Origin of the sequence: Streptomyces sp. NPDC090499, assembly GCF_044769305.1 — a bacterium.
In the GTDB taxonomy this organism is placed as follows: Bacteria; Actinomycetota; Actinomycetes; order Streptomycetales; family Streptomycetaceae; genus Streptomyces.
The window spans coordinates 166,583-192,475 of the sequence record NZ_JBIVXP010000001.1; the positions used below are offsets into that span (position 1 = coordinate 166,583).

Annotated in this window: 19 protein-coding genes and 1 pseudogene; 11 read left to right on the forward strand and 9 right to left on the reverse strand. The window is 70.9% G+C overall.

The window, feature by feature from the left end:
* Positions 1–4: 4 nt before the first annotated feature.
* Both sufB and ACIQVL_RS00825 read right to left on the reverse strand, forming a co-directional pair.
* Positions 5–1,426 carry a Fe-S cluster assembly protein SufB gene (gene sufB, locus ACIQVL_RS00820; protein WP_351958416.1) on the reverse strand — a complete coding sequence of 474 codons (1,422 nt, stop codon included), beginning with the start codon at positions 1,424–1,426 and terminating at the stop codon, positions 5–7.
* Positions 1,423–2,157: a helix-turn-helix transcriptional regulator gene (locus ACIQVL_RS00825; protein ID WP_403435219.1), complete on the reverse strand. Its 735-nt coding sequence runs from the start codon at positions 2,155–2,157 to the stop codon at positions 1,423–1,425. The genes sufB and ACIQVL_RS00825 overlap by 4 nt, the downstream gene beginning before the upstream one ends.
* Positions 2,158–2,341: 184 nt before the next feature.
* On the opposite strand from ACIQVL_RS00825, the gene ACIQVL_RS00830 reads away from it, so the two are divergent.
* The 4 genes from ACIQVL_RS00830 to ACIQVL_RS00845 all read left to right on the forward strand — a co-directional run bounded on the left by ACIQVL_RS00830 (position 2,342) and on the right by ACIQVL_RS00845 (position 7,148).
* Positions 2,342–3,145, forward strand: coding sequence for an aminoglycoside N(3)-acetyltransferase (locus tag ACIQVL_RS00830; protein WP_403473917.1), 804 nt, complete (start codon positions 2,342–2,344; stop codon positions 3,143–3,145).
* 46 nt (positions 3,146–3,191) lie between these two features.
* The gene (locus ACIQVL_RS00835; RefSeq protein WP_403435217.1) at positions 3,192–4,115 is read left to right on the forward strand and encodes an ABC transporter ATP-binding protein; all 924 of its coding nucleotides are present in this window, start codon (positions 3,192–3,194) and stop codon (positions 4,113–4,115) included.
* Entirely contained in the window at positions 4,112–4,882 is a 771-nt protein-coding gene (locus ACIQVL_RS00840; RefSeq protein ID WP_403435215.1) for an ABC transporter permease, read from the forward strand. The genes ACIQVL_RS00835 and ACIQVL_RS00840 overlap by 4 nt, the downstream gene beginning before the upstream one ends.
* Before the next feature lie 148 nt (positions 4,883–5,030).
* On the forward strand, positions 5,031–7,148 hold the full coding sequence (locus ACIQVL_RS00845) for a glycogen debranching N-terminal domain-containing protein (protein WP_403473918.1): 2,118 nt from the start codon (positions 5,031–5,033) through the stop codon (positions 7,146–7,148).
* Between the two features lie 155 nt (positions 7,149–7,303).
* On the opposite strand, the pseudogene ACIQVL_RS00850 reads toward ACIQVL_RS00845, so the two are convergent.
* Positions 7,304–8,389, reverse strand: a pseudogene (locus tag ACIQVL_RS00850) (glycosyltransferase family 4 protein); the annotation flags it as partial.
* Positions 8,390–8,642: 253 nt separating this feature from the next.
* On the opposite strand from ACIQVL_RS00850, the gene ACIQVL_RS00855 reads away from it, so the two are divergent.
* Positions 8,643–11,297, forward strand: a complete 2,655-nt coding sequence (locus ACIQVL_RS00855) for a tetratricopeptide repeat protein (RefSeq protein ID WP_403473919.1) — start codon at positions 8,643–8,645, stop codon at positions 11,295–11,297.
* Between the two features lie 25 nt (positions 11,298–11,322).
* Positions 11,323–12,342 (forward strand): heme A synthase, encoded by a 1,020-nt coding sequence (locus tag ACIQVL_RS00860; protein WP_403435206.1) that lies wholly within the window; start codon positions 11,323–11,325, stop codon positions 12,340–12,342.
* On the opposite strand, the gene ACIQVL_RS00865 is transcribed toward ACIQVL_RS00860, so the two are convergent.
* The 4 genes from ACIQVL_RS00865 to ACIQVL_RS00880 form a co-directional block, all read right to left on the reverse strand.
* Positions 12,297–13,037, reverse strand: a complete 741-nt coding sequence (locus ACIQVL_RS00865) for a nucleotidyltransferase (protein WP_403473920.1) — start codon at positions 13,035–13,037, stop codon at positions 12,297–12,299. The genes ACIQVL_RS00860 and ACIQVL_RS00865 overlap by 46 nt on opposite strands.
* A gap of 41 nt (positions 13,038–13,078) precedes the next feature.
* On the reverse strand, positions 13,079–14,185 hold the full coding sequence (locus ACIQVL_RS00870; protein ID WP_403435202.1) for an amidohydrolase family protein: 1,107 nt from the start codon (positions 14,183–14,185) through the stop codon (positions 13,079–13,081).
* Positions 14,186–14,337: 152 nt separating this feature from the next.
* On the reverse strand, positions 14,338–14,664 hold the full coding sequence (locus ACIQVL_RS00875) for a hypothetical protein (RefSeq protein ID WP_403435201.1): 327 nt from the start codon (positions 14,662–14,664) through the stop codon (positions 14,338–14,340).
* Between the two features lie 91 nt (positions 14,665–14,755).
* On the reverse strand, positions 14,756–15,709 hold the full coding sequence (locus tag ACIQVL_RS00880) for a heme o synthase (protein WP_403435199.1): 954 nt from the start codon (positions 15,707–15,709) through the stop codon (positions 14,756–14,758).
* Positions 15,710–16,087: 378 nt separating this feature from the next.
* Here ACIQVL_RS00880 and tkt point away from each other — a divergent pair, with 378 nt between their 5' ends.
* Genes tkt through pgl form a run of 5 tightly spaced genes read left to right on the forward strand, consistent with a single transcriptional unit; the run spans position 16,088 to position 22,741 of the window.
* Entirely contained in the window at positions 16,088–18,175 is a 2,088-nt protein-coding gene (tkt, locus tag ACIQVL_RS00885; RefSeq protein WP_403435197.1) for a transketolase, read from the forward strand.
* A 33-nt stretch (positions 18,176–18,208) separates the two neighbouring features.
* On the forward strand, positions 18,209–19,327 hold the full coding sequence (gene tal / locus ACIQVL_RS00890; RefSeq protein ID WP_403435195.1) for a transaldolase: 1,119 nt from the start codon (positions 18,209–18,211) through the stop codon (positions 19,325–19,327).
* 5 nt (positions 19,328–19,332) lie between these two features.
* On the forward strand, positions 19,333–20,856 hold the full coding sequence (zwf, locus tag ACIQVL_RS00895) for a glucose-6-phosphate dehydrogenase (protein ID WP_403473921.1): 1,524 nt from the start codon (positions 19,333–19,335) through the stop codon (positions 20,854–20,856).
* Entirely contained in the window at positions 20,853–21,962 is a 1,110-nt protein-coding gene (opcA, locus tag ACIQVL_RS00900) for a glucose-6-phosphate dehydrogenase assembly protein OpcA (RefSeq protein ID WP_403473922.1), read from the forward strand. Before zwf ends, opcA begins: the two co-directional genes overlap by 4 nt.
* On the forward strand, positions 21,959–22,741 hold the full coding sequence (gene pgl / locus ACIQVL_RS00905; RefSeq protein ID WP_403435189.1) for a 6-phosphogluconolactonase: 783 nt from the start codon (positions 21,959–21,961) through the stop codon (positions 22,739–22,741). Before opcA ends, pgl begins: the two co-directional genes overlap by 4 nt.
* A 73-nt stretch (positions 22,742–22,814) precedes the next feature.
* Here the strand turns inward: pgl and pgi are convergent, their stop codons facing one another.
* Complete coding sequence (gene pgi / locus ACIQVL_RS00910; RefSeq protein WP_403473923.1) at positions 22,815–24,467, reverse strand: glucose-6-phosphate isomerase; 1,653 nt, start codon at positions 24,465–24,467, stop codon at positions 22,815–22,817.
* Positions 24,468–24,538: 71 nt separating this feature from the next.
* Positions 24,539–25,789 (reverse strand): MFS transporter, encoded by a 1,251-nt coding sequence (locus tag ACIQVL_RS00915; protein WP_403474778.1) that lies wholly within the window; start codon positions 25,787–25,789, stop codon positions 24,539–24,541.
* Positions 25,790–25,893 lie beyond the last annotated feature (104 nt).

Below are 25,893 nucleotides of genomic sequence, written 5' to 3' on the forward strand. Positions count from 1 at the left end.
TGGCTTAGCCGACCGCGCCTTCCATCTGGAGCTCGATCAGCCGGTTGAGTTCGAGGGCGTACTCCATGGGGAGCTCCTTCGCGATCGGCTCGACGAAGCCGCGCACGATCATCGCCATCGCCTCGAACTCGGTCAGACCGCGGCTCATCAGGTAGAAGAGCTGGTCCTCGGAGACCTTGGAGACGGTCGCCTCGTGGCCCATGGACACGTCGTCCTCGCGGACGTCCACGTAGGGGTACGTGTCGGAGCGGGAGATCGTGTCGACGAGCAGCGCGTCGCACAGCACGTTCGACTTGGATCCGGCGGCGCCCTCGCCGATCTCGACCAGGCCGCGGTAGGAGGTGCGGCCGCCGCCGCGCGCCACGGACTTCGAGACGATGTTGGACGACGTGTTCGGCGCCATGTGGACCATCTTGGAGCCGGCGTCCTGGTGCTGGCCCTCGCCCGCGAAGGCGATGGAGAGGGTCTCGCCCTTGGCGTGCTCGCCCATCAGGTAGACGGCCGGGTACTTCATCGTCACCTTGGAGCCGATGTTGCCGTCGATCCACTCCATGGTGGCGCCCTCGTAGGCGACGGCGCGCTTGGTGACCAGGTTGTAGACGTTGTTCGACCAGTTCTGGATGGTCGTGTAGCGGCAGCGGGCGTTCTTCTTGACGATGATCTCGACGACCGCGGAGTGCAGCGAGTCCGACTTGTAGATCGGGGCCGTACAACCCTCGACGTAGTGCACGTAGGCGCCCTCGTCGACGATGATCAGGGTCCGCTCGAACTGGCCCATGTTCTCCGTGTTGATGCGGAAGTAGGCCTGGAGCGGGATCTCGACGTGCACGCCCTTCGGCACGTAGATGAAGGAGCCGCCCGACCACACGGCGGTGTTCAGCGAGGCGAACTTGTTGTCACCGACCGGGATGACGGTGCCGAAGTACTCCTTGAAGAGGTCCGGGTGCTCCTTCAGCGCGGTGTCGGTGTCGAGGAAGATGACGCCCTGCTCCTCCAGGTCCTCGCGGATCTGGTGGTAGACGACCTCCGACTCGTACTGGGCGGCGACACCGGCGACCAGGCGCTGCTTCTCGGCCTCCGGGATGCCCAGCTTGTCGTAGGTGTTCTTGATGTCCTCGGGCAGGTCCTCCCAGGACTCCGCCTGCTTCTCCGTGGAGCGCACGAAGTACTTGATGTTGTCGAAGTCGATGCCCGACAGGTCCGAGCCCCAGTTCGGCATGGGCTTCTTCTCGAAGAGGCGCAGGCCCTTGAGGCGGAGCTTGGTCATCCACTCGGGCTCGGACTTCTTCGCGGAGATGTCCCGGACGACGTCCTCGTTGATGCCGCGCTTGGCGGAGGCGCCGGCCGTGTCGGAGTCGGCCCAGCCGTATTCGTACTTGCCCAGGCCTTCGAGCTCAGGGTGGGCAGTCTCCGTGGGGAGAGTCATGCGGGGTTCCTCCCGGCCGTGCTAGCAGATGCGTCAGTGGAAATCTTGGGGATGAACGTCGTGCAGACGCCGTCGCCGTGCGCGATGGTCGCCAGTCGCTGGACGTGCGTTCCGAGCAGCTCGGCGAAGATCTCCGTCTCCGCCTCGCACAGCTGGGGGAACTGCTCCGCGACATGGGCGACCGGGCAGTGGTGCTGGCACAGCTGCTCGCCGACCGGTGCGGTGCGCGCCGTTGCAGCGTACCCGTCCAGGCTCAGCGCCTTGGCCAGCGCTTCGGTGCGCTCGTCGGGACCCACGCCCTCGATCGCCTTGCGGTACACGCTCGCCTGGGCGGCGATCCGGGCCCGCGCGAAGGCGGCGACCGCCTCCTGGCCGCCTCCCTGCTCGGCGATCCAGCGCAGCGCGTCGGCGGCGAGCTTGTCGTACGACTGGTCGAAGGCGTCCCGGCCGCAGTCGGTGAGCGCGAAGACCTTGGCGGGCCGGCCGCGCGTGCGCGCGCCGTACACCCGCTGCTCACGCGGGGCCACGACGTCGTCGGCGACCAGCGCGTCCAGATGGCGGCGGACCGCCGCGGGGGTCAGACCCAGGCGTCCGGCCAGCTCGGTGACGGTCGACGGCCCGTGGTCCAGGATCGACCGCGCGACCCGGTTGCGCGTCGAGCGCTCACCGGTCGCGAGCTCTTCCTGCGGGGCCCCCGTGGGGGTCTCCCGAGCCTCGCCGACGTTTTTCACAACGCCATTGTTGCGTAATTCCTCAGAGCCAGGCAAGCGGCGTCCGGGCGACATGACGGTGCCCTGCATCACTTAGGCATACCTAACCAGGAGTGAGCCCTGACCTGCGGAAACGATCTCTGATCGATCATCCCTCAGCCAATTCGGTGGCGCGCGACGGCCCTCTCCGCAACACTCCCGAACCATGCCCACACCCCCTCCGACCGGCCCTCTTGTCACCCGGGACACCCTCGCGCAGCAGCTTCGCCTGCTGGGTGTCAAGTCCGGCGAGACCCTCCTCGCACACACCTCGCTCAGCTCCCTCGGCTGGGTGAACGGCGGAGCCGTCGCGGTCGTGCAGGCCCTCCTCGACGCCCTCGGCCAGGACGGCACCCTGGTGGTCCCCACCCAGACCGGCGACCTCTCGGACCCCGTGGTGTGGCGGAATCCGCCGGTGCCCGAGGAGTGGTGGGAGACGATCCGGGCCACCATGCCGCCCTACGACCCCCGGACCACCCCCGCCCGCGGGGTCGGCGTGATCCCGGAGACGGTGCGGACCTGGCCGGGTGCGCTGCGCAGCGCCCACCCGCAGACCTCCTTCGCGGCCGTCGGCCCCCGCGCGGCGGAGATCCTCGACGGCCACGCCCCGGACTGCCGGCTCGGCGAGCGGAGTCCGCTGGCCCGGCTGGAGAAGCTGGACGCGCGCGTGCTCATGCTCGGCACCGGCTACGCCACCTGCACCAGCTTCCACCTCGCCGAGTACCGCATCCCCTCCCCCCGCGTCCGGGTCGGCCGCCCCGCCCCAGGCGGCGGCTGGGAGGAGGTCACCGAGGTGGCGATCACCTCGGACCGCTTCGACGAACTGGGGTACGACTTCGAACGCGACCGGAGCGCCGTCGTCCGGGCCAGGGTCGGCGCGGCGGACGCCCGGCTCTTCCCGGTGGCGGAAGCCGTGGCCTACGCCGAGCGGTGGCTGGCCGTACACCGACCCCGTGAGGAGGAGATCTAGCACCCGGCCGTCCGGGTGACGGCCGGCGTCCTTAGACTCTGTCACCATGCGAAGTGAGCCGGTGGTCCAGGTGCGGGACCTGGTGATGCGGTACGGCGCCAAGACCGCTGTGGACGGCCTCGACCTGACCGCCGAGGCGGGCGTGACCGCCGTACTCGGCCCCAACGGGGCGGGCAAGACGACCACGATCGAGACCTGCGAGGGGTACCGCAAGCCGGCTTCCGGCACGGTGCGCGTCCTGGGCCTCGATCCCGTACGGCAGTCCGCCGAGCTGCGCCCCAGAGTCGGCGTGATGCTCCAGTCCGGGGGCGTCTACTCGGGCGCCCGCGCCGACGAGATGCTGCGGCACGTGGCGAAGCTGCACGCGCATCCGCTGGACGTGGACGCGCTGATGGAGCGGCTGGGCCTCGGCAGCTGCGGCCGGACGTCGTACCGCCGCCTCTCCGGCGGCCAGCAGCAGCGCCTCGCGCTCGCCATGGCCGTGGTCGGGCGCCCGGAACTGGTCTTCCTCGACGAGCCGACGGCGGGCCTCGACCCGCAGGCCCGCCACGCCACCTGGGACCTGGTCCGGGACCTGCGCACCGACGGCGTCTCGGTCATCCTCACCACGCACTACATGGAGGAGGCCGAGCAACTCGCCGACGACGTCGCCGTCATCGACGCGGGCCGGGTGATCGCCAAGGGCTCCCCCGAGGAACTGTGCAAGGGCGGCGCCGAGAACACCCTGCGGTTCACCGGCCGCCCCGGCCTCGACGTCGGCTCCCTGCTCAAGGCGCTGCCGGCCGACTCCACGGCCGCCGAGCTGACCCCGGGCTCCTACCGGGTCGTCGGCAAGGTCAACCCGCAGCTGCTGGCGACGGTGACCTCGTGGTGCGCCCAGCACGGCGTGATGCCCGACCGCATCTCGGTCGAGCGCCACACGCTGGAGGACGTCTTCCTGGAGCTGACCGGCAAGGAGCTGCGCTCATGACCACCGCGACCGGCACCTTCACCCCCGCACCGGGCGCCGCCCCGCTCCCCCGCATGATCGCGGCGCAGGCGTCCCTGGAGACGAGGATGCTGCTGCGCAACGGCGAGCAGCTGCTCCTGACGGTCGTGATCCCGACGCTGATCCTGGTGCTCTTCAGCTCGGTGGACATCGTCGACACGGGCAAGGGCAGCTCGGTCGACTTCCTGGCCCCGGGCGTCCTCGCCCTCGCCGTCATGTCCACGGCCTTCACCGGCCAGGCCATCGCGACCGGCTTCGAGCGCCGCTACGGCGTCCTCAAGCGGCTCGCCTCCTCCCCGCTGCCCCGCTGGGGGCTGATGACGGCCAAGACCGCGTCCGTCCTGGTCACGGAGATCCTCCAGGTGCTCCTCCTGACGGTGATCGCCCTCGCCCTCGGCTGGTCCCCGCACGGCAATCCCCTCGCCGTCCTGCTCCTCCTGGTCCTCGGCACCGCCGCGTTCTCCGGCCTCGGCCTCCTGATGGCCGGCACCCTCAAGGCGGAGGCGACCCTGGCCGCCGCCAACCTGGTCTTCCTGCTGCTCCTCGTGGGCGGCGGCGTCATCGTCCCGCTGGACAAGTTCGGCGGGGCCCAGTCCGTCCTCGCCCTGCTGCCGATCTCCGCACTGTCGGACGGCCTGCGGGACGTGCTGCAGCACGGGGCGGGGACGCCGTGGGGGGATCTGGGGATCCTCGCGGTGTGGGCGGTGGTGGGGCTGGGGGCGGCGGGGCGGTTCTTCCGCTGGGAGTGACGCGGGAGACGGGGCGGGAGACCAGGCAGGGGACGGGGCAGGGGACGGGGCGGGGAATGACGCGGTCCGGACTTGCGGCGTGCGACGGGTGACACCCTCGTGTCTCCCGCGCGAATGAGAGGCACACGCAGCGGGAAGACCCCCACCCGTGTTCGAACCCGCGGACTCACCGGCACCAAGATCGCTGCAGCCGCTGCTGCACGACGTCGTCATCTGTGTCGACGCCCCGGCCTTCGCCGCCTCACCGCGCGACGGACAACTGCGCGGAGCACACGTCCAGGGCTTCTACGACCATGACCGCCGCCTGCTGCACACGCTGTGCCTGCTCCTCGACGACCGGGAGCCCGAGCCCATCGGCGTCCAGCCCCTCGGCCCGCACCAGGTGCGGTTCACCGCCGTCCACCGCGACCCGAGAGACCGTACGGACGATCCGACGATGATCGTCGAGCGGGTGCGCACCGCGGGCGTGGGAGAGACCATCTCGCTGCGCAACGTCGGTACCAGCAAGCGCCGCCTGCGGGTGGAGTTGGCCGCGGCGACCGACCTGGCCGACATCGCCGACGTGAAGCGGGGCCGCCGTCAGGCGCCCGTGCCGTGCACCGGAGCGAGTGACGGCGCGGGTCTGGAGTGGCGCTCCGCCTCCGGACACGCGGAACTGCGCACCACCGTGTCCGCGATCGGTCCCGCGGTCGCCGACGGTCCCGAGGGCGGCACCCTCACCTGGTCGCCGGTGGTCCTCAGACCCGGCGAGTCGTGGCAGGTGACGGTCACGGTCGCCGGCAGTACGGTGCCCGAGCCGTCCGGACACCCGGTGCGCCCGCGAGAACCCACGCCCTGGAGCGAGCCGGTCGTCGAGACCGACGACCCCCGGTTGCGGGACCTGGTTTCCTGGGGCCTGCGGGACCTCGACGCCCTGCGGCTGGCGGACCCGCTGGGCGGTGCCGACGGCGCCGCCGAGGACCAGTTCATCGCGGCGGGCTGCCCCTGGTACCTCACCCTTTTCGGCCGGGACTCGATCTGGTCGGCACGGATGCTGCTGCCGCTCGGCACCGCCCTGGCCCGCGGCACCCTGTGGGCGCTGGCCCGCCGGCAGGGCAGGGTGCACGACGTCTTCCGGGAGGAGGCGCCCGGACGGATCCTGCACGAACTCCGCCCCGCCACGGCCCAGCACGGCAACGGCATGCGGCTCCCCTCCCACTACTACGGCTCGGTCGACGCCACCCCGCTGTTCGTGACCCTCCTGGTGGAGGCCTGGCACTGGGGGCTGCCGGACGCCGAGGTCGACGCGCTGCTGCCGTACGCGGAACGTGCCATGGACTGGGTGCTGGAACGCACCGGCGAGGACACCGACGGGCTGCTGCGCTACAACCCGCCACGGTCCGACGGGCTACGTCATCAGTCGTGGAAGGACAGCGAGGACGCGGTACGGGACGCGGCGGGCCGGCCCATAGAGCCGCCGCTGGCGCTGTGCGAGGTGCAGGGGTACGCGTACGAGGCGGCGAACGGTCTGGCCGAGCTGCTCCGGGGCCGGAACCGGCCCGACGAGGCCCAACAGCTCCTGAACTGGGCCACCGCCCTGAAGAAGCGTTTCGCCGACCTCTTCTGGCTGCCGTCCGCGGACGGCCCGGCCGCACGCTATGTCGCCATCGCGGTGGGCCACGGCCCCACCCCCGTCAGCGGTCCCGCCTCGAACATGGGCCAGCTGCTGTCCACGGGCATCCTGGACGAGGACGGCTGCCGTGACGTCGCCACCTGGCTGGCCCACCCGCAGCTCAACTCCGGGTGGGGCCTGCGCAGCCGGTCGGCCACCGTGCCCGGCTTCAATCCCCTGAGTTATCACGGTGGTTCGGTGTGGACGCACGACACGGCGATCGCGGTGCGCGGGCTCTGCGCGACGGGACACCATCAGGAGGCGCTGGCCCTGCTGCACGGACTGCTCGGCGCCGCGACGCACTTCGGGTACCGGATGCCGGAGCTGTACGCGGGTGACGCGCGCAGCAACGGCTCCCCCGCGCCCCTCGCCTATCCCGCCGCCTGCCGGCCGCAGGGCTGGTCGGCGGCTTCCGGGGTGGCCGTGCTGGCCGCGCTGCTGGGGCTGCGGCCGGACATCGCCCGCAGGACTCTGGCGGCGAGGCCCACGATGCGCGTGCCGATGAAGGTGCGTGGTCTGGTGCTGGCCGGCAGACCGCTCGCGGTCGAGGTCGCGGAGAACGGCACATGCGCGGTTCCCGAGTTGCCCGAGGGGTGGCGGCACGTGCCGGGCTGAGCGGCGGCGCCGAGCCGCCGGGCGTACTCGTCGAGCATGGGCTCGACGTAGACGCGCTCCAGGTCGAAGCGGTCCCTGACGTGTTCACGAGCGAAGTGGCCGGCCTTCCTGGCCGCCTCCGGCCCGGCGAGCAGCCCCCACACCAGGTCGGCGAACTGGGCGGCCAGCGCGTCCTCGTCCTCGCACGGCGGAACCAGAGTGCTTCCGCCCTCGCCCAGGCCGCCGACACCGGTGGCGACCACGGGCCGGGCCGCGCACATCGCCTCCAGCGGGGCGAGCCCCATGGGCTCGTCGAACCGGGACGGGTAGACGACGACCGCCGCCTCCTCGTAGAGCTTGCGCATGTCGTCGACGCCCGCCTGCCGGAACTCGACGTCCTGCCCCTCCCCCTCGCGGAGATCGTGGTCCCGGACGAGCCGCTCCAGCGTGGCCCGGAAACCGCCCTTCTCGTGATGGAAGTCGACCGTGGAAGCCGGATCGGTCAGGACCAGACGAGGCCTGAGCGGCGGAGCGCCGTCCGCGCGCTCCGCACCGCGGTCGATGATCTTCCGCAGCATCATGATCGCCACTGCGGCGCCCTTGTTCGGGATGAGCCGGGCCGGCAGCAGGACGACGGGACGCGGACCGATCTCTCCCAGCTCGGGGACGTCGAGGTACGGCTGGGTGTCCACGCCCAGATAGGTGCGGTCCACGCTCTTCCCCAGCACCGACGCGCACTCCCTGACCAGGAAGTCGGACACCGCGTGGTGGACGTCCCAGACGGCGCACTCCCGGGCCAGTTCCTCGGCCTGCGGATCGCGCCAGATGCTGTGGTAGGTGTGCGGCAGGACCAGTCCGAGCTCTTCCTGGAGGCTCTTCAGGGCACGGGCCGGGACGCTGGAGAAGTGGTGCAGGTTGTGCCCGTGCACAAGGCGGATGGGATCGCGGTCCCGGACGAGGTGCGCACGGAACCAGTCGGCCAGCTCCCGTACCTCGTGCTCGTCGTCACGGCGCGGCACGGCCAGGTCGAGCAACCGGTGCGCGTGCATCTCGACACCTGCGCAGGGGCGTTCGGGACTCGGGGTCCCGGTGAACACCGTGACCCGGTGCCCACGGGCCGCCAAAGCCCGTGAGTACTCCCAGAGATGCGTCTCGACGCCACCCACACACGGCGGAAAGGACCAGTGCACCAGACCGATGTGCAGAGGGTGATCCGGAGGAGATCCCTCCTCGGTGTCGAGCCCTTCCTGCTGCCGCTGCACCGTGCCTCCGTCTGGATGTCGTGAATGCCCGAAACGAACGCCGGACTAACGACCTAGTACCGGGACAGGACACTCCGCATAGACGCCGACTGGTTCCGCGCAGTTGCTCTGGCTGCCGGTTGAACCGACGAGGAGAATGGGACGCTACAGCATGGGCATAGCCGGGGGGAGCGTCATGCGGACAGTGCCCGATAAGCGACTCTTCAGGACCGTCCTCAGCTCGGTCACAGGGGCCGTGGCGATCTTTTTGTCCGTGATTGCGCAGGACACGGACGGCACCCGGCTCGTGGAGCTGGCTTCGAGCGCCGGTGTACTCGGGGGCATCTCCGCAATCTCCGGCTACTTCGTCGTCCACGCTCGCACCCCGCAGTCCGTCCACGAGGGCGAGGACCGGGGTTCGTTGTACTTGCCCCCGCCCAACCTTCCGGATCCCTCCCGGTACTTCACCGGACGCAAGCAGGAACTCCGCGACATCGCGAAAGCCTTACGGCCCGGCCGCCGCAACGGCGGCATCAGGATCGCCGTCGTCCACGGGCCGGCCGGGGTCGGCAAGTCCCAACTGGCCGCCGCCTACGCCGAGGAGCAGCTCAGGCACCAGCGTTCCCTCGTCTGGTGGCTGTCGGCATCCAGTTACGAGCGGCTCAGGAGCGACCTGCTGGAACTGGCGGCCTGCCTCGGCATTCCGCAGCACGACTCCAAGAACGTCATGCTCAACCGGCTCTGGGGAAAGCTGCGTGACTCGCCCGGCTGGCTGCTCGTCTACGACGACGTGCGGCGGGGCAGCATCGGACCGCTGAACGAGGAGAGCGACGATTCACGTCCGTCCCTGCTGCCGCGGGCCGGGCACGGCGAGGTAGTGATCACCACCCAGCAGCGGGAGGGCTGGGTCGGGCACCGCGCCGTCTCGGCCCTGATCGAACTGTCCGACCTCGGAGCCGCGGACGGCCTCGCGTTCCTCAGGCTCCGCGTCGACCAGAACAACAGCGACGAGCAGCTCGACAAACTGGGCGCACAGCTCCACTGGTGGCCTCTCGCACTGGAACAGGCCGGCGCGTACATCGCCGGGACGGAGATCTCCGTCCCGGAGTACCTGCACCGGCTGCCCGACCTCTCCAAAGGCCGCGGCGTCGTGGCCGTCACCTTCAGGCTCGCCTTCGAACGGGTGACGGCGGCCGACCCCGTGGCCGAGGACCTCATGCGCCTGTGCTCCTTCCTCGCCTCCGAGGACGTGCGCAAGGACATGCTGCTGGGCAACACCGCGGTGGTCCCCTCTCCGCTGCGCGACGTCATGGAGGACCCCGCCACGTTCAACCACGTGGTCCGCGAGCTGTCCGACTACTCGCTGCTGCGCCGCACCGGGGACAGCAGGCTCAACACCGTCACCTACGCCATGCACCCCCAGGTGCAGTTCCAGGTCCGCCAGGACATGGACGAGGAGTCGAGACTTCTCTGGTCGCAGGCCGCCGTCCAGCTCCTCGAAGCGGCCTTCCCGAAGCGGCCGTGGCAGCTGGACCAGCGCATCCAGTGCGAGAGCCTGATGCCCCATGTCGTGGCGGCGACCGCCGAGCTGACCTGGGCCGCCGACGCCGGCGACCACGAGCTCGGCGCGGCCCGCGACCCCCAGGCCCTGGCCCGTCTCCTGCACCGGGTCGGCCAGTACCAGGAGCACCGCTGCGACTGGACCCGCGCCCTGGACTACTTCAAGCAGGAGGCGGTCCTGCGCGCCCTGCACACCGACGACGATCTGGGGCGTACGACGGCTCTGCTGTCCGTGGCCAACCAGCGCTACCGGCGGGCCCAGCTCGCCATGGCCGAGCAGGAGTGCCGTACGGCACTGGACGAGTGCGAGAGCCATGAGGGCGTTCCCGGATTTCTGCCCATCCGGGCCCATTGCCGGCGACTGCTCGGCGGGATCCTGCGGGAACGCGCCAAGTTCGAGGAGGCTCGGGAGGCGATGGAACTCGCCATCTCGATGTACGAGAGTCCGGAAGCCCGCTGGGAGGACCTCGACCGGGCCGCCGCCGAGCAGGAACTCGGCCTGATCCATCGCAACGCGGGGCAGCTGAGGCAGGCGCTGGAGCGCTACCAGGGTGCCGAGGACCGGGTGCCCAGCGAGGGCAGTGAGGAGCCGCGTGACCATCTGGTCTTCCGGGCGATGCTCCAGCGTGACCGGGCCATCGTCGCCCAGGACCGGGGCGACCTGGCGACCGCCGAGCGCGGGCTGCGCGCCGCCCTGGTGGTCTTCATCGGCAACCGCGGCACCGACGACTTCGAGACCTCGCAGGTCAGCAAGTTCCTGGCGGACGTCCTGCGGCGCCGCGCCGAGGAGGTGCGGACCCGGGCGCGGGAGACCCACCACCCGATGCGCCGCGTCCGGATGATGCGCGAGGCGCGCCGCCGACTCGACGAGGCCGACGCCCTGCTCGGACCGGTGGTGGAGTTGCACCTCAAACGCCGCGAGAGCGAGGAGCACAAGTACGCGGCCTGTCTCAACAAGCTGGGTTCCCTGCGGCTGGCCCAGGGACGTCACCAGGAGGCCCTGGACGCCCTGCTGGAGGCGGAGTCCATCTACCGCGAGTCCTACGACGCCGGGCATCCCTACCGGGCCAAGACCCTCTCCCGCCTCGGCGCCGTCCTGATCGCAACCGGCCGCACAGTCGTCCTCTCCACGGGCGACGAGGTGAACGCCGAACAGACACTGCGGCTCGCCGAACAGATCTTCCGTACCCGCCTCGGCGACAGCCACCCCTCCCTCGTGGCGGTGTACGAACGCCTCGCCCAGTGCGCCCCGGACGCGACCGCGAAGGCGGAGCTCCGTGGCCGGGCCCGCCAGATCAAGGAAGGGCTCTACAGCGACACGCTGCCCGAGCCCCAGCTGGCGGTCACGCCCGACGCGGCCCCCTCGTGAACGCATGCACAAGCGGCCCCCTACGATGGTGCCCGTGCCAAAGCTGACCCCCACCGACCTCGTAGCGGCGGTGCGCAACCCGCTCGCCTTCATCGCCGACCGCTGGACGCCGGAGCCCCGGACCGTCCGGCGGGCGGCTCTCGCCGCACTTGTCATGTCGGTGGTCATCGTGGTCACCGGCGGCGCGGTGCGGCTCACCGGCTCCGGGCTCGGCTGCCCGACCTGGCCCGAGTGCACCGCCGGCTCGCTGACCCCGACCGACGCGCTGAGCTACCACAGCGCGATCGAGTTCACGAACCGCATGCTGACCTACGTGCTGTGCGCGGCGGTCGGCTGGGCGATCATCGCGGCCCGCTCCCAGAAGCCGTTCCGGCGCAGCCTGACCCGGCTGGGCTGGGCGCAGTTCTGGCTCGTGATGAGCAACGCGATCCTCGGCGGCATCGTGGTGCTCGTCGGCCTCAACCCGTACACCGTCGCCGCGCACTTCCTGCTCGCCACGGCGCTCATCACGGTCGCCGCCCTGATGTGGCAGCGCACCCGCGAGGGCGACGGCGAGCCGCGTCCGCTGGTCGGCAAGGCCGTACAGCAGCTGGTGTGGGCCCTGGTCGGCGTGACGCTGCTGCTCATCGCCGCGGGCACGGTGGTGACCGGCGCGGGACCGCACCCGGGCGACTCCGGCGACGTCGAGCGCATCGACGTCAGCTGGTCCGGTGTCGCCGAACTGCACGCGGTGTTCGCCTGGATCGTGGTGTCGCTAACCTTCGCGCTGTGGTTCTTCCTCAAGGGCGTCGGCGCACCCCAGGGACCGCGGGACCGCGTCCGCGAGCTGTTCCTGATCCTGCTCGGTCAGGGCGTGATCGGTTACGTCCAGTACTTCACGCACCTGCCGACGGTCCTGGTCGGCCTGCACATGTTCGGCTCCTGCCTGGTGTGGATCGGCGTACTGCGGGTCCTGCTCTCGCTGCGGGAACGCGCCGAGGTCGCGGCCGACGTACCCGTTCAGGCGAACGACGCCGTGAGCGCGTCGATCGCCGGGCCCAGGTAGTCCCGGGTCAGCCGGGCCCGGCGCGCCGTCCACTCCCCGGTGGGCGGGGCGGGGTCGCCGTAGCGGCGGCTCCGGATGTCCTCGACGACCTCGGCGGGGGCGCCCAGGGCCGGCAGCAGGTCCAGGGCCTCGCGTTTGGAGATCAGGCGGCCCTCGCGGACGGTGACGGTGGCGCGGGCGAAGGTGATCAGGCCGAGGTCCACCCAGACGTCCCGGGTCCACAGCGGGGCCTTGTCGACGACGGGGCGCCAGTAGTCCCGCTGGTCGCGGAGGACGAAGTCGACGAGTTCCCGGTCCGTCACCGGTGGCAGCAGTCCGGAGGGCGCGGCCCCGTGCAGCACCCGCCCGAAAGCGTGCAGCTCACGCCGGGTCACCGGGCCGACCGGCCGCCTGAACAGCTCCTCGTACGCGAAGGTGACGTGGCGCCGGGCCGGGTCGGCCGCGGTCGACGGGGTCAGATAGGTGCAGTGCAGGACGGAAGCGAGCGGCAGCGTGCGCAGCCGGGCGTGCGCCACCGCGACCTTCCATACGACGGCCGGGGTCACCGGGCCCGGCAGCACCGCGATCAGGTCCAGGTCGCTGCGGCCCTCCTGGTAGTCCTCGCCCGCGGCGAGCGAGCCGTGCGCCCACACGGCCACGGGGTCCAGCGCCGACAGCTCGCGGACGAAGCGGGCCAGTAACGTCTCGGTGTCCATGGGCTCAGTCTGGACAGCTCACTCCAGCCCGCACACCCGTTTCAGTCCAGCCCGTACACCCGTTGCGCGTTTCCCGCCGCGATCAGCCTGGCCACGCGCTGGGCGTCGCCGAGCGACCAGGCGCCCTCGGCGACCCAGGTGCCCAGGACCCGGGCGAGGGACTCGCGGAAGAGGCGGGCGCCGACCACGTGCAGCTCGGGCAGGCCGTGGGCGCCGCTGGAGAAGAGGATCTTGCCGAAGGGGGCCAGCTCCAGGATCTCGGCGAGGATCGTCGCGGCGCGGGCGCCGGTGCGCACCAGGGCCGCGCCCGAGTCGGCGTACACGTGCGGGAAGACGCCGGCGAGGTGGGCGGCGTGGCGGTGGTAGGGGTAGCCGTGCAGCAGGACCAGGTCGGTGCCGAGGCCGGCGGTGGCCCGGACGAAGTCGGTGAGCAGGACCGGGTCGGTGCGGTCGATCCGGGCGCCGGGTTCGCCGAGACCCGCGTGCAGCTGGAGCGGGAGGCCGGAGGCCACGGCGATCCAGAGCAGGTGGCGCAGGAGGACCGGGTCGGCCAGTTCGCCGCCGACCCGGCGGCCCGCCAGCCAGCGGCCGGCCGCGCCTCTCACCTCGCCGGGGCCGGGGGGTTCGGGTGCCAGTGCCAGGCCGTGCCGGAGACCGGCGACGGAGGTGAAGGCGACCGCGTTCGCCGCCGCGCCGTGCACCGACTCGGCGAGGTTGGCGAGGAACGACTCGACGGTGCCGGAGGTGTCGGCGACCTGCTCGGCGAGGAGCTCCAGGCGGACGATCTCACGGGCCGCCGCCGCGCCGGTCGAGGCCATCTCGGCGGGGCCGGTGAGGTCACCGGGCAGGCCGGTGTCGACCAGGTAGGTGGTGATGCCGCTGCCGCGCAGGAGCCGGCGGCCGGTCTCCAGGACGCCGAGTTCGCGGCGCCGGGCCAGGTAGCGGGCCGGCGCGCAGTGGGGTTCCAGGCCGAGGAGCGGGGGGCACCAGCGCCGTACCGCGAAGCCGGTCTGGGTGTCGAAGAGGGTGGTACCGGCGGCCGGGGGGCCTTCGGTGCGGGCGAGCTGGGCCTCGAAGGTGCCGAGGCCGAGCTCCGTACGGAGGACGCCGTGGCAGTACTGGTCCACCAGGGACGGCGTTTCGATCATCCGGGCTCCCCGTGGACGACGGTTGCTTGACCGTCTTAACGGGTGAACCTGGACTGAGGTCGCGGTTCCGCTCGGGAGTGCCGGTTGTGCGGCGGCCGCGGGCCGTCCGCGGTTGACCGCGCAGTTCCCCACGCCCCTTCGGGGCGCGTTGTTCAGCCGCCGATCTGAATGCCGGCCATCCGCTTCCACTCGTAAGGGCCCGTCGCCACCTTCGCCGCGAACTCGCCGTCGAAGGACTCGTGGACGGTGATGCCGGACTTGGCGACCGCCTGCTCGGCGATCTCGTACGTCGGGGCCACCAGGTCGCCCCAGCCGCCGTCCTCGCCGACGAGGACGATGCGGGCGCCGCGTTCGCCGATGTAGGCCACCTGGCCCTCGGCGCCGCCGTGGGCCTTGGCGAAGGTGCTGATCTGCTTGGCGAGGCGCGCGACCTTGCGCTCGGCCTTCGGGTCCGCCTCAACCTGCTGCGTGTCTGCCATGGTCAGGATGCTACCGACGAGTAGATCGGATGGCGACGGCCGGGGTGAGTGACCCCCACCTCAGGGCCTGCCTCAGGCCCAGCCTCAGGCCCTACCTCAGGAAGGGGTCCACGGCGACGGCCACGAACAGCAGCGACACATAGGTGATCGACCAGTGGAACAGCCGCATCTCCTTGAGCTTCCCGCCCGTCACCTCGGCCTTCGCGCGGTTCTGCAGCGCGTGCGCCTCCCACAGCCACCAGCCGCCCGCCGCCAGCGCGACCAGGGTGTAGAACCAGCCGGTGTAGCCGAGGGGGGTGAGGAGCAGCGAGACGCCGACCATCACCCAGCTGTAGATGACGATCTGCTTGGCGACCACCTTGTTGGAGGCGACGACCGGCAGCATCGGCACGCCCACGCGCGCGTAGTCGTCCTTCACCTTCATGGAGAGCGGCCAGTAGTGCGGCGGCGTCCAGAAGAAGATGACCAGGAAGAGGATGAGCGGCGCCCAGGAGAGCGAGTCGGTGACGGCCGACCAGCCGATCAGCACCGGCATGCAGCCGGCGATGCCGCCCCACACGATGTTCTGCGCGGTACGGCGCTTGAGGATCATCGTGTAGACGACGACGTAGAAGAGCAGCGCACCGAGTGACAGCCAGGCGCTCAGCCAGTTGACGGTGAGACCGAACAGCAGGGTGGAGCCGACCGCCAGGGTGATGCCGAAGGCCAGGCATTCGCGCGGGCTGACCATGCCGGTCACCAGCGGACGCTGCGCGGTCCGGTCCATCAGCGCGTCGATGTCCCGGTCGATGTACATGTTCAGCGCGTTGGCGCCCCCCGCGGACAGGTAGCCGCCGACGCAGGTGAGCAGCACCAGCGTCAGATCGGGCACGCCCTGCTGCGCAAGGAACATCACCGGAACGGTGGTGATGAGCAGCAGCTCGATGATCCGCGGCTTGGTCAGCGCCACGAAAGCTTTGACACGGGCCCCGAACGGCCGGTGGCTCGGGCTCTCGCTCGCACCGAGCACCCCCGCTGGACGGGATTCGACGGCCGTCACGCACACCCCTGACAGAGACTCCCAGCGAGCCCCGCCGTGTGAACTCACGGTAAAGGCTCGCGCGTACCACGCCACTTTAGACGTTGCCCATACCCCGACCTTCGCGGGGGTGGGGTCGTGTTGGGAGGCGTCTCGGGAGAGGGGCGGAGTGGCTCGATTGAGCAGTCAGATGAGCGGTTCCGTATTCATGTGCCGAATGCCTTCTCGGCCAGTCGGGAGGCGGATCCCCGAGAGTCCCGGCAGTCTGGAATCACTCGAAAAAATGCACGTCCTTACGGGGGTAGGCTCGACAACGGCCGGTGGGCACCCAGTGCACCGGCAGCCGGTGCGGGCGCGTGCCCGGGGACCGGTAACCGAACATGTGGAGAGGAGCCCTGACCCAGGGTGAGCACCAAGCCGACCACCACAGACCTCGACTGGACCGAGTTGGACCAGCGGGCCGTAGACACCGCCCGCGTCCTGGCCGCCGATGCCGTACAGAAGGTCGGCAACGGCCATCCGGGTACGGCGATGAGCCTGGCGCCGGCCGCGTACACCCTCTTCCAGAAGGTGATGCGGCACGACCCGTCCGACCCCGACTGGGTGGGCCGCGACCGCTTCGTGCTGTCCGCCGGTCACTCGTCGCTGACCCTCTACACGCAGCTCTACCTGGCCGGCTTCGGTCTGGAGCTGGAAGACCTGGAGTCCTTCAGGACCTGGGGCTCCAAGACCCCGGGCCACCCGGAGTACGGCCACACCAAGGGCGTGGAGACCACCACCGGCCCGCTCGGCCAGGGCGTCGCCAACGCGGTGGGCATGGCCATGGCCTCCCGCTACGAGCGCGGTCTGTTCGACCCGGACGCGCCGCAGGGCGAGTCGCCGTTCGACCACTTCATCTACTGCATCGCCGGTGACGGCTGCCTCCAGGAGGGCATCTCCGCCGAGGCGTCCTCGATGGCCGGCCACCAGAAGCTCGGCAACCTGGTCCTGCTGTGGGACGACAACCACATCTCGATCGAGGGCGACACCGAGACGGCCGTCTCCGAGGACACCGTCAAGCGGTTCGAGGCGTACGGCTGGCACGTGCAGCGGGTCGCCCCGAAGCCGGACGGCGACCTGGACCCGCACGCCATCTACAACGCGATCGAGGCCGCGAAGAAGGTGACGGACAAGCCGTCCTTCATCGCGATGCGCTCGATCATCGCCTGGCCCGCCCCGCACGCGCAGAACACCGAGGCCGCCCACGGCTCGGCGCTCGGCGAGGACGAGGTCGCGGCCACCAAGCGCGTCCTCGGCTTCGACCCGGAGCAGCACTTCGCCGTCGCCGAGGAGGTCATCGCGCACACCCGGCAGGCCGGCGAGCGCGGCGCGGCCGCGAAGGCCGAGTGGGAGAAGTCGTTCCAGCAGTGGCGGGACAACAACGCCGAGCGGGCTGCCGACTTCGACCGCATCGCCGCGGGCGAGCTGCCCAAGGGCTGGGAGGAGAAGATCCCGGTCTTCGAGCCCGGCAAGGGCGTCGCGACCCGCGCGGCCTCCGGCAAGGTGCTCCAGGCGCTCGGCGCGGTCATCCCCGAGCTGTGGGGCGGTTCCGCCGACCTCGCCGGGTCGAACAACACCACCATCGACAAGGACAGCTCGTTCCTGCCGGCGGACAACCCGCTGCCGGGCGCGAACCCCTACGGCCGCACCATCCACTTCGGTATCCGCGAGCACTCCATGGCCGCGGAGATGAACGGCATCACCCTGCACGGCAACACCCGTGTCTACGGCGGTACGTTCCTCGTCTTCTCCGACTACATGCGCAACTCCGTGCGGCTGTCGGCGCTGATGCACCTGCCGGTGACGTACGTGTGGACCCACGACTCCATCGGTCTGGGCGAGGACGGCCCGACCCACCAGCCGGTCGAGCACCTCGCCTCGCTGCGCGCCATCCCGGGCCTGAACGTGGTCCGCCCGGCCGATGCCAACGAGACCGCCATCGCCTGGCGCGAGATCCTCCGGCGCTACACGAAGGTCTTCGGCAAGGGCGCCCCGCACGGCCTGGCGCTGACCCGCCAGGGCGTGCCGGTGTACGAGTCCAACGAGGACACCGTCAAGGGCGGTTACGTCCTCTTCGAGGCGTCGAACGGCGCCCCCGAGGTCATCCTGATGGCCACCGGCTCCGAGGTGCACGTCGCCGTCGAGGCGCGCGAGCAGCTGGAGGCCGACGGCGTGCCCACCCGGGTCGTCTCCATGCCCTGCGTGGAGTGGTTCGAGGAGCAGGACCAGGGGTACCGGGACAGCGTCCTGCCGCCGTCCGTGAAGGCGCGGGTGTCGGTCGAGGCGGGTATCGGCCTCACCTGGCACAAGTACGTCGGGGACGCCGGCCGCATCGTTTCCCTGGAGCACTTCGGTGCTTCCGCCGACGGCAAGGTGCTCTTCCGCGAGTTCGGCTTCACTGCCGAGAACGTGGCCGCCAAGGCCCGGGAATCCATCGCCGCCGCCCAGCGCTGACGCTCATATACGACACGTAGGAGATGTAATTCCATGACAGACGCACTCAAGCGCCTCTCCGACGAAGGCGTCGCGATCTGGCTGGACGACCTGTCGCGCAAGCGGATCACGTCCGGCAACCTTGCCGAGCTGATCGACCAGCAGCACGTCGTGGGCGTCACCACCAACCCGACGATCTTCCAGAAGGCGATCTCTTCGGGCGACGGCTACCAGCAGCAGGTCGCGGACCTCGCCGCCCGCAAGGTGACCGTCGAAGAGGCCATCCGCATGATCACCACGGCGGACGTCCGCGACGCCGCCGACATCCTGCGCCCGGTGTTCGACGCGACCGACGGCCAGGACGGCCGCGTGTCGATCGAGGTCGACCCCCGTCTCGCGCACAACACGACGGCGACCATCGCCGAGGCCAAGCAGCTGGCCTGGCTGGTCGACCGCCCCAACACGCTCATCAAGATCCCGGCCACCCAGGCGGGCCTGCCGGCGATCACCGAGGTCATCGGCCTCGGCATCAGCGTCAACGTCACGCTGATCTTCTCGCTGGAGCGCTACCGCGCGGTCATGGACGCCTACCTCTCCGGTCTGGAGAAGGCCAAGGAGCGCGGCCTGGACCTGTCGCTCATCCGTTCGGTGGCGTCGTTCTTCGTGTCCCGGGTGGACACCGAGATCGACAAGCGCCTGAACGACCTGGGCACCGACGAGGCCAAGGCGCTGCGCGGCAAGTCCGCCGTCGCCAACGCCCGGCTCGCCTACCAGGCGTACGAGGAGGTCTTCTCCTCCGACCGCTGGCAGGTGCTGGAGAACGCGGGCGCCCGCAAGCAGCGTCCGCTGTGGGCCTCCACCGGCGTGAAGGACCCGGCGTACAAGGACACCCTGTACGTCGACGACCTGGTCGCGCCGAACACGGTCAACACCATGCCGGAGGCCACCCTCCTCGCGGTCGAGGACCACGGCGGCATCACCGGCGACACGATCACCGGCACGTACGAGCAGGCCCGCGCCGACCTCGACGCCGTCGAGGCGCTCGGGATCTCGTACGACGACGTGGTCCAGGTTCTGGAGGACGAGGGCGTCGAGAAGTTCGAGGCGTCCTGGAACGACCTGCTCAAGTCGACCCAGGCGGAGCTGGAGCGCCTGGCCCCCTCGGAGGGCTGAGAACCTTGTCAAGCAGCAATCCGCTGCGTGACCCCGCAGACCGACGGCTCCCGCGTATCGCGGGGCCGTCGGGCCTGGTCATCTTCGGCGTCACGGGCGACCTCTCCCGTAAGAAGCTCATGCCCGCCGTCTACGACCTCGCCAACCGGGGTCTGCTGCCACCGGGCTTCTCCCTGGTCGGCTTCGCCCGCCGCGAGTGGGCCAACGAGGACTTCGCCGCCGAGGTCCACGACGCCGTCAAGGACCACGCGCGCACCCCGTTCCGCGAGGAGGTCTGGCAGCAGCTCATCCAGGGGATGCGCTTCGTCCAGGGCACCTTCGACGACGACGACGCGTTCGAGCGGCTGCGCTCCACCATCGAGGAGCTGGACAAGGCGCAGGGCACGGGCGGCAACTTCGCCTTCTACCTGTCCGTCCCGCCGCGCTCCTTCCCGGTGGTCATCCAGCAGCTGAAGAAGCACGGCCTGGCCGACCAGTCCGGCGGCTCCTGGCGGCGCGCTGTCATCGAGAAGCCCTTCGGCCACGACCTGAAGTCGGCCGAGGAGCTCAACAAGGTCGTGCACGAGGTGTTCGAACCGGACCAGGTGTTCCGGATCGACCACTACCTCGGCAAGGAGACCGTCCAGAACATCCTGGCGCTGCGCTTCGCCAACACCATGTACGAGCCGATCTGGAACCGGTCCTTCGTGGACCACGTGCAGATCACCATGGCCGAGGACATCGGCATCGGCGGCCGGGCCGGCTACTACGACGGCATCGGCTCGGCCCGTGACGTCATCCAGAACCACCTGCTCCAGCTCATGGCCCTCACCGCCATGGAGGAGCCGGCCTCCTTCGACGCGGACGCACTGGCCGCCGAGAAGGAGAAGGTGCTCGGCGCGGTACGGCTGCCGAAGGACCTCGGCAGGTCGACCGTGCGCGGCCAGTACGCGGCCGGCTGGCAGGGCGGCGAGAAGGTCATCGGCTACCTCGAAGAGGACGGCATCGACTCCAGGTCGAAGACCGACACCTACGCCGCGGTGAAGCTGGAGATCGACAACCGCCGCTGGGCGGGCGTCCCCTTCTACCTGCGCACCGGCAAGCGACTGGGCCGCCGCGTCACCGAGATCGCGGTGGTCTTCCAGCGGGCCCCGCACTCCCCCTTCGACCACACGGCGACGGAGGAACTGGGCCAGAACGCGATCGTCATCCGCGTCCAGCCCGACGAGGGCATCACGGTCCGCTTCGGCTCCAAGGTGCCCGGCACCTCGATGGAGATCCGGGACGTCTCGATGGACTTCGCCTACGGCGAGTCGTTCACCGAGTCCTCGCCCGAGGCGTACGAGCGGCTGATCCTGGACGTCCTGCTGGGCGACTCCAACCTCTTCCCGCGCACGGAGGAGGTCGAGCTGTCCTGGAAGATCCTCGACCCGATCGAGGAGCACTGGGACACGCACGGCAGGCCCGCCCAGTACAAGTCCGGCACCTGGGGCCCCGCCGAGGCCGACGAGATGCTGGCACGAGACGGACGGAGCTGGCGCCGCCCATGAAGATAGACCTCACGGACACCACGGCCGGCAAGGTCAACAAGGCGCTGGTGCAGGGCCGCCGGGCCATCGGCACGCCCGCCGTGGGCATGGTGCTCACCCTCGTCATCGTCACCGACGAGGAGAACGCGTACGACGCCCTGAAGGCCGCGGGCGACGCCTCGCACGAGCACCCCTCGCGCACCCTGGTCGTCATCAAGCGCGTCTCCCGCTCCCCCCGCGACCGTACGGCGTCCCGCCTGGACGCCGAGGTCCGGGTGGGCGCGGACGCGGGCTCCGGCGAGACGGTGATCCTGCGGCTGCACGGCGAGGTCGCCGACCACGCCGACTCGGTCGTGCTGCCACTGCTGCTGCCGGACGCCCCGGTCGTGGTCTGGTGGCCGGTGAACGCCCCGCTCGACCCGGCGAAGGACCCGCTGGGCGCCCTCGCCCAGCGCCGGGTCACCGACACCTACTCCTCCGAGCAGCCGGTACGGGAGCTGTCCGCGCGCGCGGACGCCTACACCCCCGGCGACACGGACCTGTCCTGGACCCGGATCACGCCGTGGCGCTCCATGCTGGCGGCGGCCCTGGACCAGGTGGTCTGCGAGGTCAAGGCGGTCGAGGTGGAGGGCGAGGAGTTCAACCCGAGCTGCGAGCTGCTGGCCATGTGGCTCGCGGACCGGCTGGACGTCCCCGTCAAGCGCTCCCTCTCGGCCGGCCCCGGCCTGACCGCGGTCCGCCTCGCCACCAGCGAGGGCGCGATCGCGCTCGACCGCGCCGACGGCTCCCTCGCGACGCTCTCCATCGACGGTCAGCCGGACCGCGCGGTGGCGCTGAAGCGGCGCGACACGGCCGAGCTGATCGCGGAGGAACTGCGCCGGCTCGACCCGGACGACACCTACGCGTCGGCGCTGCGGTTCGGCGTGGAGCGTCTGAACGCGTCGGCCTCCCCGGCCACGGAACCGGTGCCGGAGCCGGTACTGGAGGCGTCGGCTCCGGAGGTCTCCCCCAAAGGAGAACCGGTCACCCACGCGGCAGCAGCCCCCGAAGCCGCTGCCGAGGCTCCCACGACAGAAGCGGCACCGCAGGAAAGGCCGCCGCTGAAGAAGAGGGCGAAGGCGACATGAGCACTCCCCAGCTGGTCGTGCACCGCGACAAGGAGCTGATGGCGCAGGCCGCCGCGGCCCGTCTGATCACGAAGATCGTGGACGCCCAGGCCTCCCGGGGCGAGGCGTCCGTGGTCCTCACGGGCGGCCGCAACGGCAACGGCCTGCTGGCGGCCCTGGCCGCGGCCCCGGCCCGGGACGCCGTCGACTGGGGCCGGCTCGACCTCTGGTGGGGCGACGAGCGCTTCCTGCCCGAGGGCGACCCGGAGCGCAACGTCACCCAGGCTCGTGACGCCCTGCTCGGCCAGGTCCCGGTGGACCCGAAGCGCGTGCACGCCATGCCCGCGTCGGACGGCCCCTGGGGCACGGACGTGGACGCGGCCGCCGAGGCCTACGCGGCAGAGCTGGCCGCCGCGGCCGACCCCGAGAACCACGGTCCGGTGCCGACCTTCGACGTCCTGATGCTGGGCGTCGGCCCGGACACCCACGTGGCCTCGCTCTTCCCGGAGCTGCCCGCGGTCCGCGAGACGGAACGCACGGTGGTCGGCGTCCACGGCGCCCCCAAGCCACCGCCGACCCGTGTCTCCCTCACCCTCCCCGCCATCCGCTCGGCCCGCGAGGTCTGGCTGCTGGCGGCGGGCGAGGACAAGGCCGAGGCCGTCGCCATCGCCCTCTCCGGCGCGGGCGAGATCCAGGCCCCGGCCGCGGGCGCCCGGGGCCGCCAGCGCACCCTGTGGCTCCTGGACTCGACGGCGGCCTCCCAGCTGCCGCGGTCGCTGTATCCACCGGCTTCGGCGTGACGAAACCGGCAGAGCACTGACGGAGGAACCCGTACGGCCACCGCGGCCGTACGGGTTCTCTCATGTTCCGGGCCTAACGCCCGCGCAGCTCCCGGTACTTGGCCACCAGTGCCGTCGTCGACGCGTCCAGGCCGGGCACGTCCGCGCCCTCGGTCAGGGCGGGTTCGACGCGCTTGGCGAGCACCTTGCCGAGCTCGACGCCCCACTGGTCGAAGGAGTCGATGTTCCAGACGGCGCCCTGGGTGAAGACCTTGTGCTCGTACAGCGCCACCAGCTGGCCCAGGACCGACGGGGTGAGTTCCTTCGCGAGGATGGTCGTGGTCGGGTGGTTGCCCTTGAAGGTGCGGTGTGCGACCTGCTCCTCGGCGACGCCCTCCGCGCGGACCTCCTGAGCCGTCTTGCCGAAGGCCAGTGCCTGGGTCTGGGCGAAGAAGTTCGCCATCAGCAGGTCGTGCTGCGCCTTGAGTTCGCCGCTCAGCTCGGCGACCGGCTCGGCGAAGCCGATGAAGTCGGCCGGGATCAGCTTGGTGCCCTGGTGGATCAACTGGTAGTACGCGTGCTGCCCGTTGGTGCCCGGCGTGCCCCACACCACCGGGCCGGTCTGCCAGTCGGCCTCCTTGCCGTCGCGCGCCACGTACTTCCCGTTGGACTCCATGTCCAGCTGCTGGAGGTAGGCGGTGAACTTGGAGAGGTAGTGGCTGTACGGCAGCACCGCGTGCGACTGGGCGTCGTGGAAGTTGCCGTACCAGATGCCCAGCAGGCCCAGCAGGAGGGGCACGTTGGCCTCGGCGGGGGCGGTGCGGAAGTGCTCGTCGACCAGGTGGAAGCCGTCGAGCATCTCGCGGAACCGGTCCGGGCCGACGGCGATCATCAGCGAGAGGCCGATCGCCGAGTCGTAGCTGTAGCGGCCGCCGACCCAGTCCCAGAACTCGAACATGTTGGCCGTGTCGATGCCGAAGTCCGACACCTTCTCGGAGTTCGTGGACAGGGCCACGAAGTGCTTGGCGACCGCTTCCTGCCCGGCCTTCAGCTCGGTGAGGAGCCAGTTGCGGGCGGAGGTGGCGTTGGTGATCGTCTCGATGGTGGTGAACGTCTTGGAGGCGATGATGAAGAGGGTCTCCGCCGCGTCCAGGTCGCGGGTGGCCTCGTGCAGGTCGGCGCCGTCGACGTTGGAGACGAAGCGGACCGTGAGGTCGCGGTCGGTGAAGCTGCGCAGCACCTCGTAGGCCATCGCGGGGCCGAGGTCGGAGCCGCCGATGCCGACGTTGATCACGTTCCTGATGCGCTTGCCCGTGTGGCCGGTCCAGGCGCCGGAGCGGACCCGGTCGGCGAAGTCGCTCATCTTGTCCAGGACCGCGTGCACCTGCGGCACCATGTTCTCGCCGTCGACCTCGACCACCGCGTCGCGCGGGGCGCGCAGGGCCGTGTGCAGGACCGCACGGTTCTCGGTGACGTTGATCTTCTCGCCGCGGAACATGGCGTCCCGCAGGCCGAAGACGTCGGTGGCGGCGGCCAGCTCCCGCAGCAGCCGCAGCGTCTCGTCGTTGACCAGGTGCTTCGAGTAGTCGATGTGGAGGTCGCCGACCTGGAGGGTGTAACCCGTGCCGCGTCCCGGGTCGGCGGCGAACAGGTCCCGCAGATGGGTCCCGGCGAGCTCCTCCCGGTGCTTGGCGAGCGCGGTCCACTCGGGCGTCTGGTTGAGCCTGGTACGGCCGTCTGCGTTCATTCCGACTTCAGCCTTCTTCCTTGCACCTGTCCTGTTGCGTGCCTGTGCCGCCGCCGTTCCAACCTAGTTGATCAGCTCCGGGCACGGCCTGCCGTCGCGCCGTCCCGCGGCGCAACAACAGGTACGTCCGGCTTGCGCACCGGTATCAACGAGGTGACGGCCAGGCCGAAGAGGACGGCGGCCAGCAGCGCCGGTCCGTTCAGTCCGCAGGCTCCCGCGACGGCTCCGCCGAGGAGGGCGCCGAGCGGCGCGCCGGACGTGGAGGAGGTGCGGAAGGCGGCGGCGATCCGGCCGGTCATCGACTCGGGCGCGCGTTGCTGCATCAGCGTGACCTGGTTGACGTTCCACACCATGTTCATCGCGCCGAGCAGCAGCATGCCGGCGACGAGCGCGCCGAGGTGCCGGACGGTCCCTATGAGCAGCAGGGAGGACGTCTGGACCGTCCCGGCGACCAGCAGGGCCCGCACCCGGCCGGTGCGGCGGGCGATGCGCTGGGCGAGGAAGCCGCCCGTGATGCTGCCGGCCGAGTAGGCGGTCATGGCCGCGGCGTACCCGGCGGTGCCGGCGTGCAGCCAGCGCGTGACGTGCAGCACGAGGGTGGCGATCAGGGCGCCCATGCCGATGTTGCAGAGCAGGGTGGCCACGCAGATGGCCCGCAGGGCGCGGTCCTGCCACAGGGCGCGCAGGCCCTCTCCGATCTCCGTGCGCAGGGTGCTGCCGGCCGGGCGTGGCGCCCGCTCCGGCGGCCGGGTCCGGAGGGAGGCGACCAGGGCGGCGGCGGCCAGGTAGGTGCTCGCGTCGGCCGCGAAGGGCATGAACGCGCCGGCCGACAGGAGCAGCGGCACGAGCGGGGCGCCGACCAGGCCGCCGGCGATCTGCTGGCCGGTCATCAGCCTGGCGTTGGCCCCGCCCAGGGCGTGCCGGTCCACCAGGGACGGCAGCAGGGCCGTGGAGGCGTTGTCGAAGAGCGTCTGCAGGGTGGTGAGCGCGAAGGCGAGCAGCAGCAGTAGAGGGATCGAGGCATGACCGAGTGCCACGGCGAGTGCGAAGGCGGCGACGAGCAGCCCTCGTACCGTGTCCACGGCCCACATCGCGCGCCGCTGGTCCACCCGGTCCGCGACGGCACCGCCGAGCAGGCCGAACAGCAGCCAGGGCAGATAGCCGCAGGCGGTCACGGAGGCGATGGCGAGCGGGTCGGCGGTCAGCCGCGCGGCCAGCAGGGGCAGCGCGGACGACCGTAACGCGTCCCCGAACCGGGAGACCACGGCGGCCGTCCACAGCTGCCCGAATCCCCCGCGCCACGCGGGTGCCCCCTCGCCCACCGTCACCGCCGCCCCCTCACGATTCGCCGATGCACAAACCGTAGAGGGCACCACTGACAACGGGCCGGACGCGTACCCGGCCCGGGCCGTGGAGACAGCTCCGG

Bases quoted from the DNA above. Each gene is read 5' to 3' on its own strand.
- pgi (WP_403473923.1), bottom strand. From the start codon at position 24,467: ATGAACGCAGACGGCCGTACCAGGCTCAACCAGACGCCCGAGTGGACC.
- pgl (WP_403435189.1), top strand. From the start codon at position 21,959: ATGAGCACTCCCCAGCTGGTCGTGCACCGCGACAAGGAGCTGATGGCG.
- ACIQVL_RS00875 (WP_403435201.1), bottom strand. From the start codon at position 14,664: ATGGCAGACACGCAGCAGGTTGAGGCGGACCCGAAGGCCGAGCGCAAG.
- ACIQVL_RS00865 (WP_403473920.1), bottom strand. From the start codon at position 13,037: ATGGACACCGAGACGTTACTGGCCCGCTTCGTCCGCGAGCTGTCGGCG.
- ACIQVL_RS00835 (WP_403435217.1), top strand. From the start codon at position 3,192: ATGCGAAGTGAGCCGGTGGTCCAGGTGCGGGACCTGGTGATGCGGTAC.
- sufB (WP_351958416.1), bottom strand. From the start codon at position 1,426: ATGACTCTCCCCACGGAGACTGCCCACCCTGAGCTCGAAGGCCTGGGC.
- ACIQVL_RS00860 (WP_403435206.1), top strand. From the start codon at position 11,323: ATGGTGCCCGTGCCAAAGCTGACCCCCACCGACCTCGTAGCGGCGGTG.
- tal (WP_403435195.1), top strand. From the start codon at position 18,209: ATGACAGACGCACTCAAGCGCCTCTCCGACGAAGGCGTCGCGATCTGG.
- ACIQVL_RS00830 (WP_403473917.1), top strand. From the start codon at position 2,342: ATGCCCACACCCCCTCCGACCGGCCCTCTTGTCACCCGGGACACCCTC.
- ACIQVL_RS00870 (WP_403435202.1), bottom strand. From the start codon at position 14,185: ATGATCGAAACGCCGTCCCTGGTGGACCAGTACTGCCACGGCGTCCTC.
- ACIQVL_RS00840 (WP_403435215.1), top strand. From the start codon at position 4,112: ATGACCACCGCGACCGGCACCTTCACCCCCGCACCGGGCGCCGCCCCG.
- opcA (WP_403473922.1), top strand. From the start codon at position 20,853: ATGAAGATAGACCTCACGGACACCACGGCCGGCAAGGTCAACAAGGCG.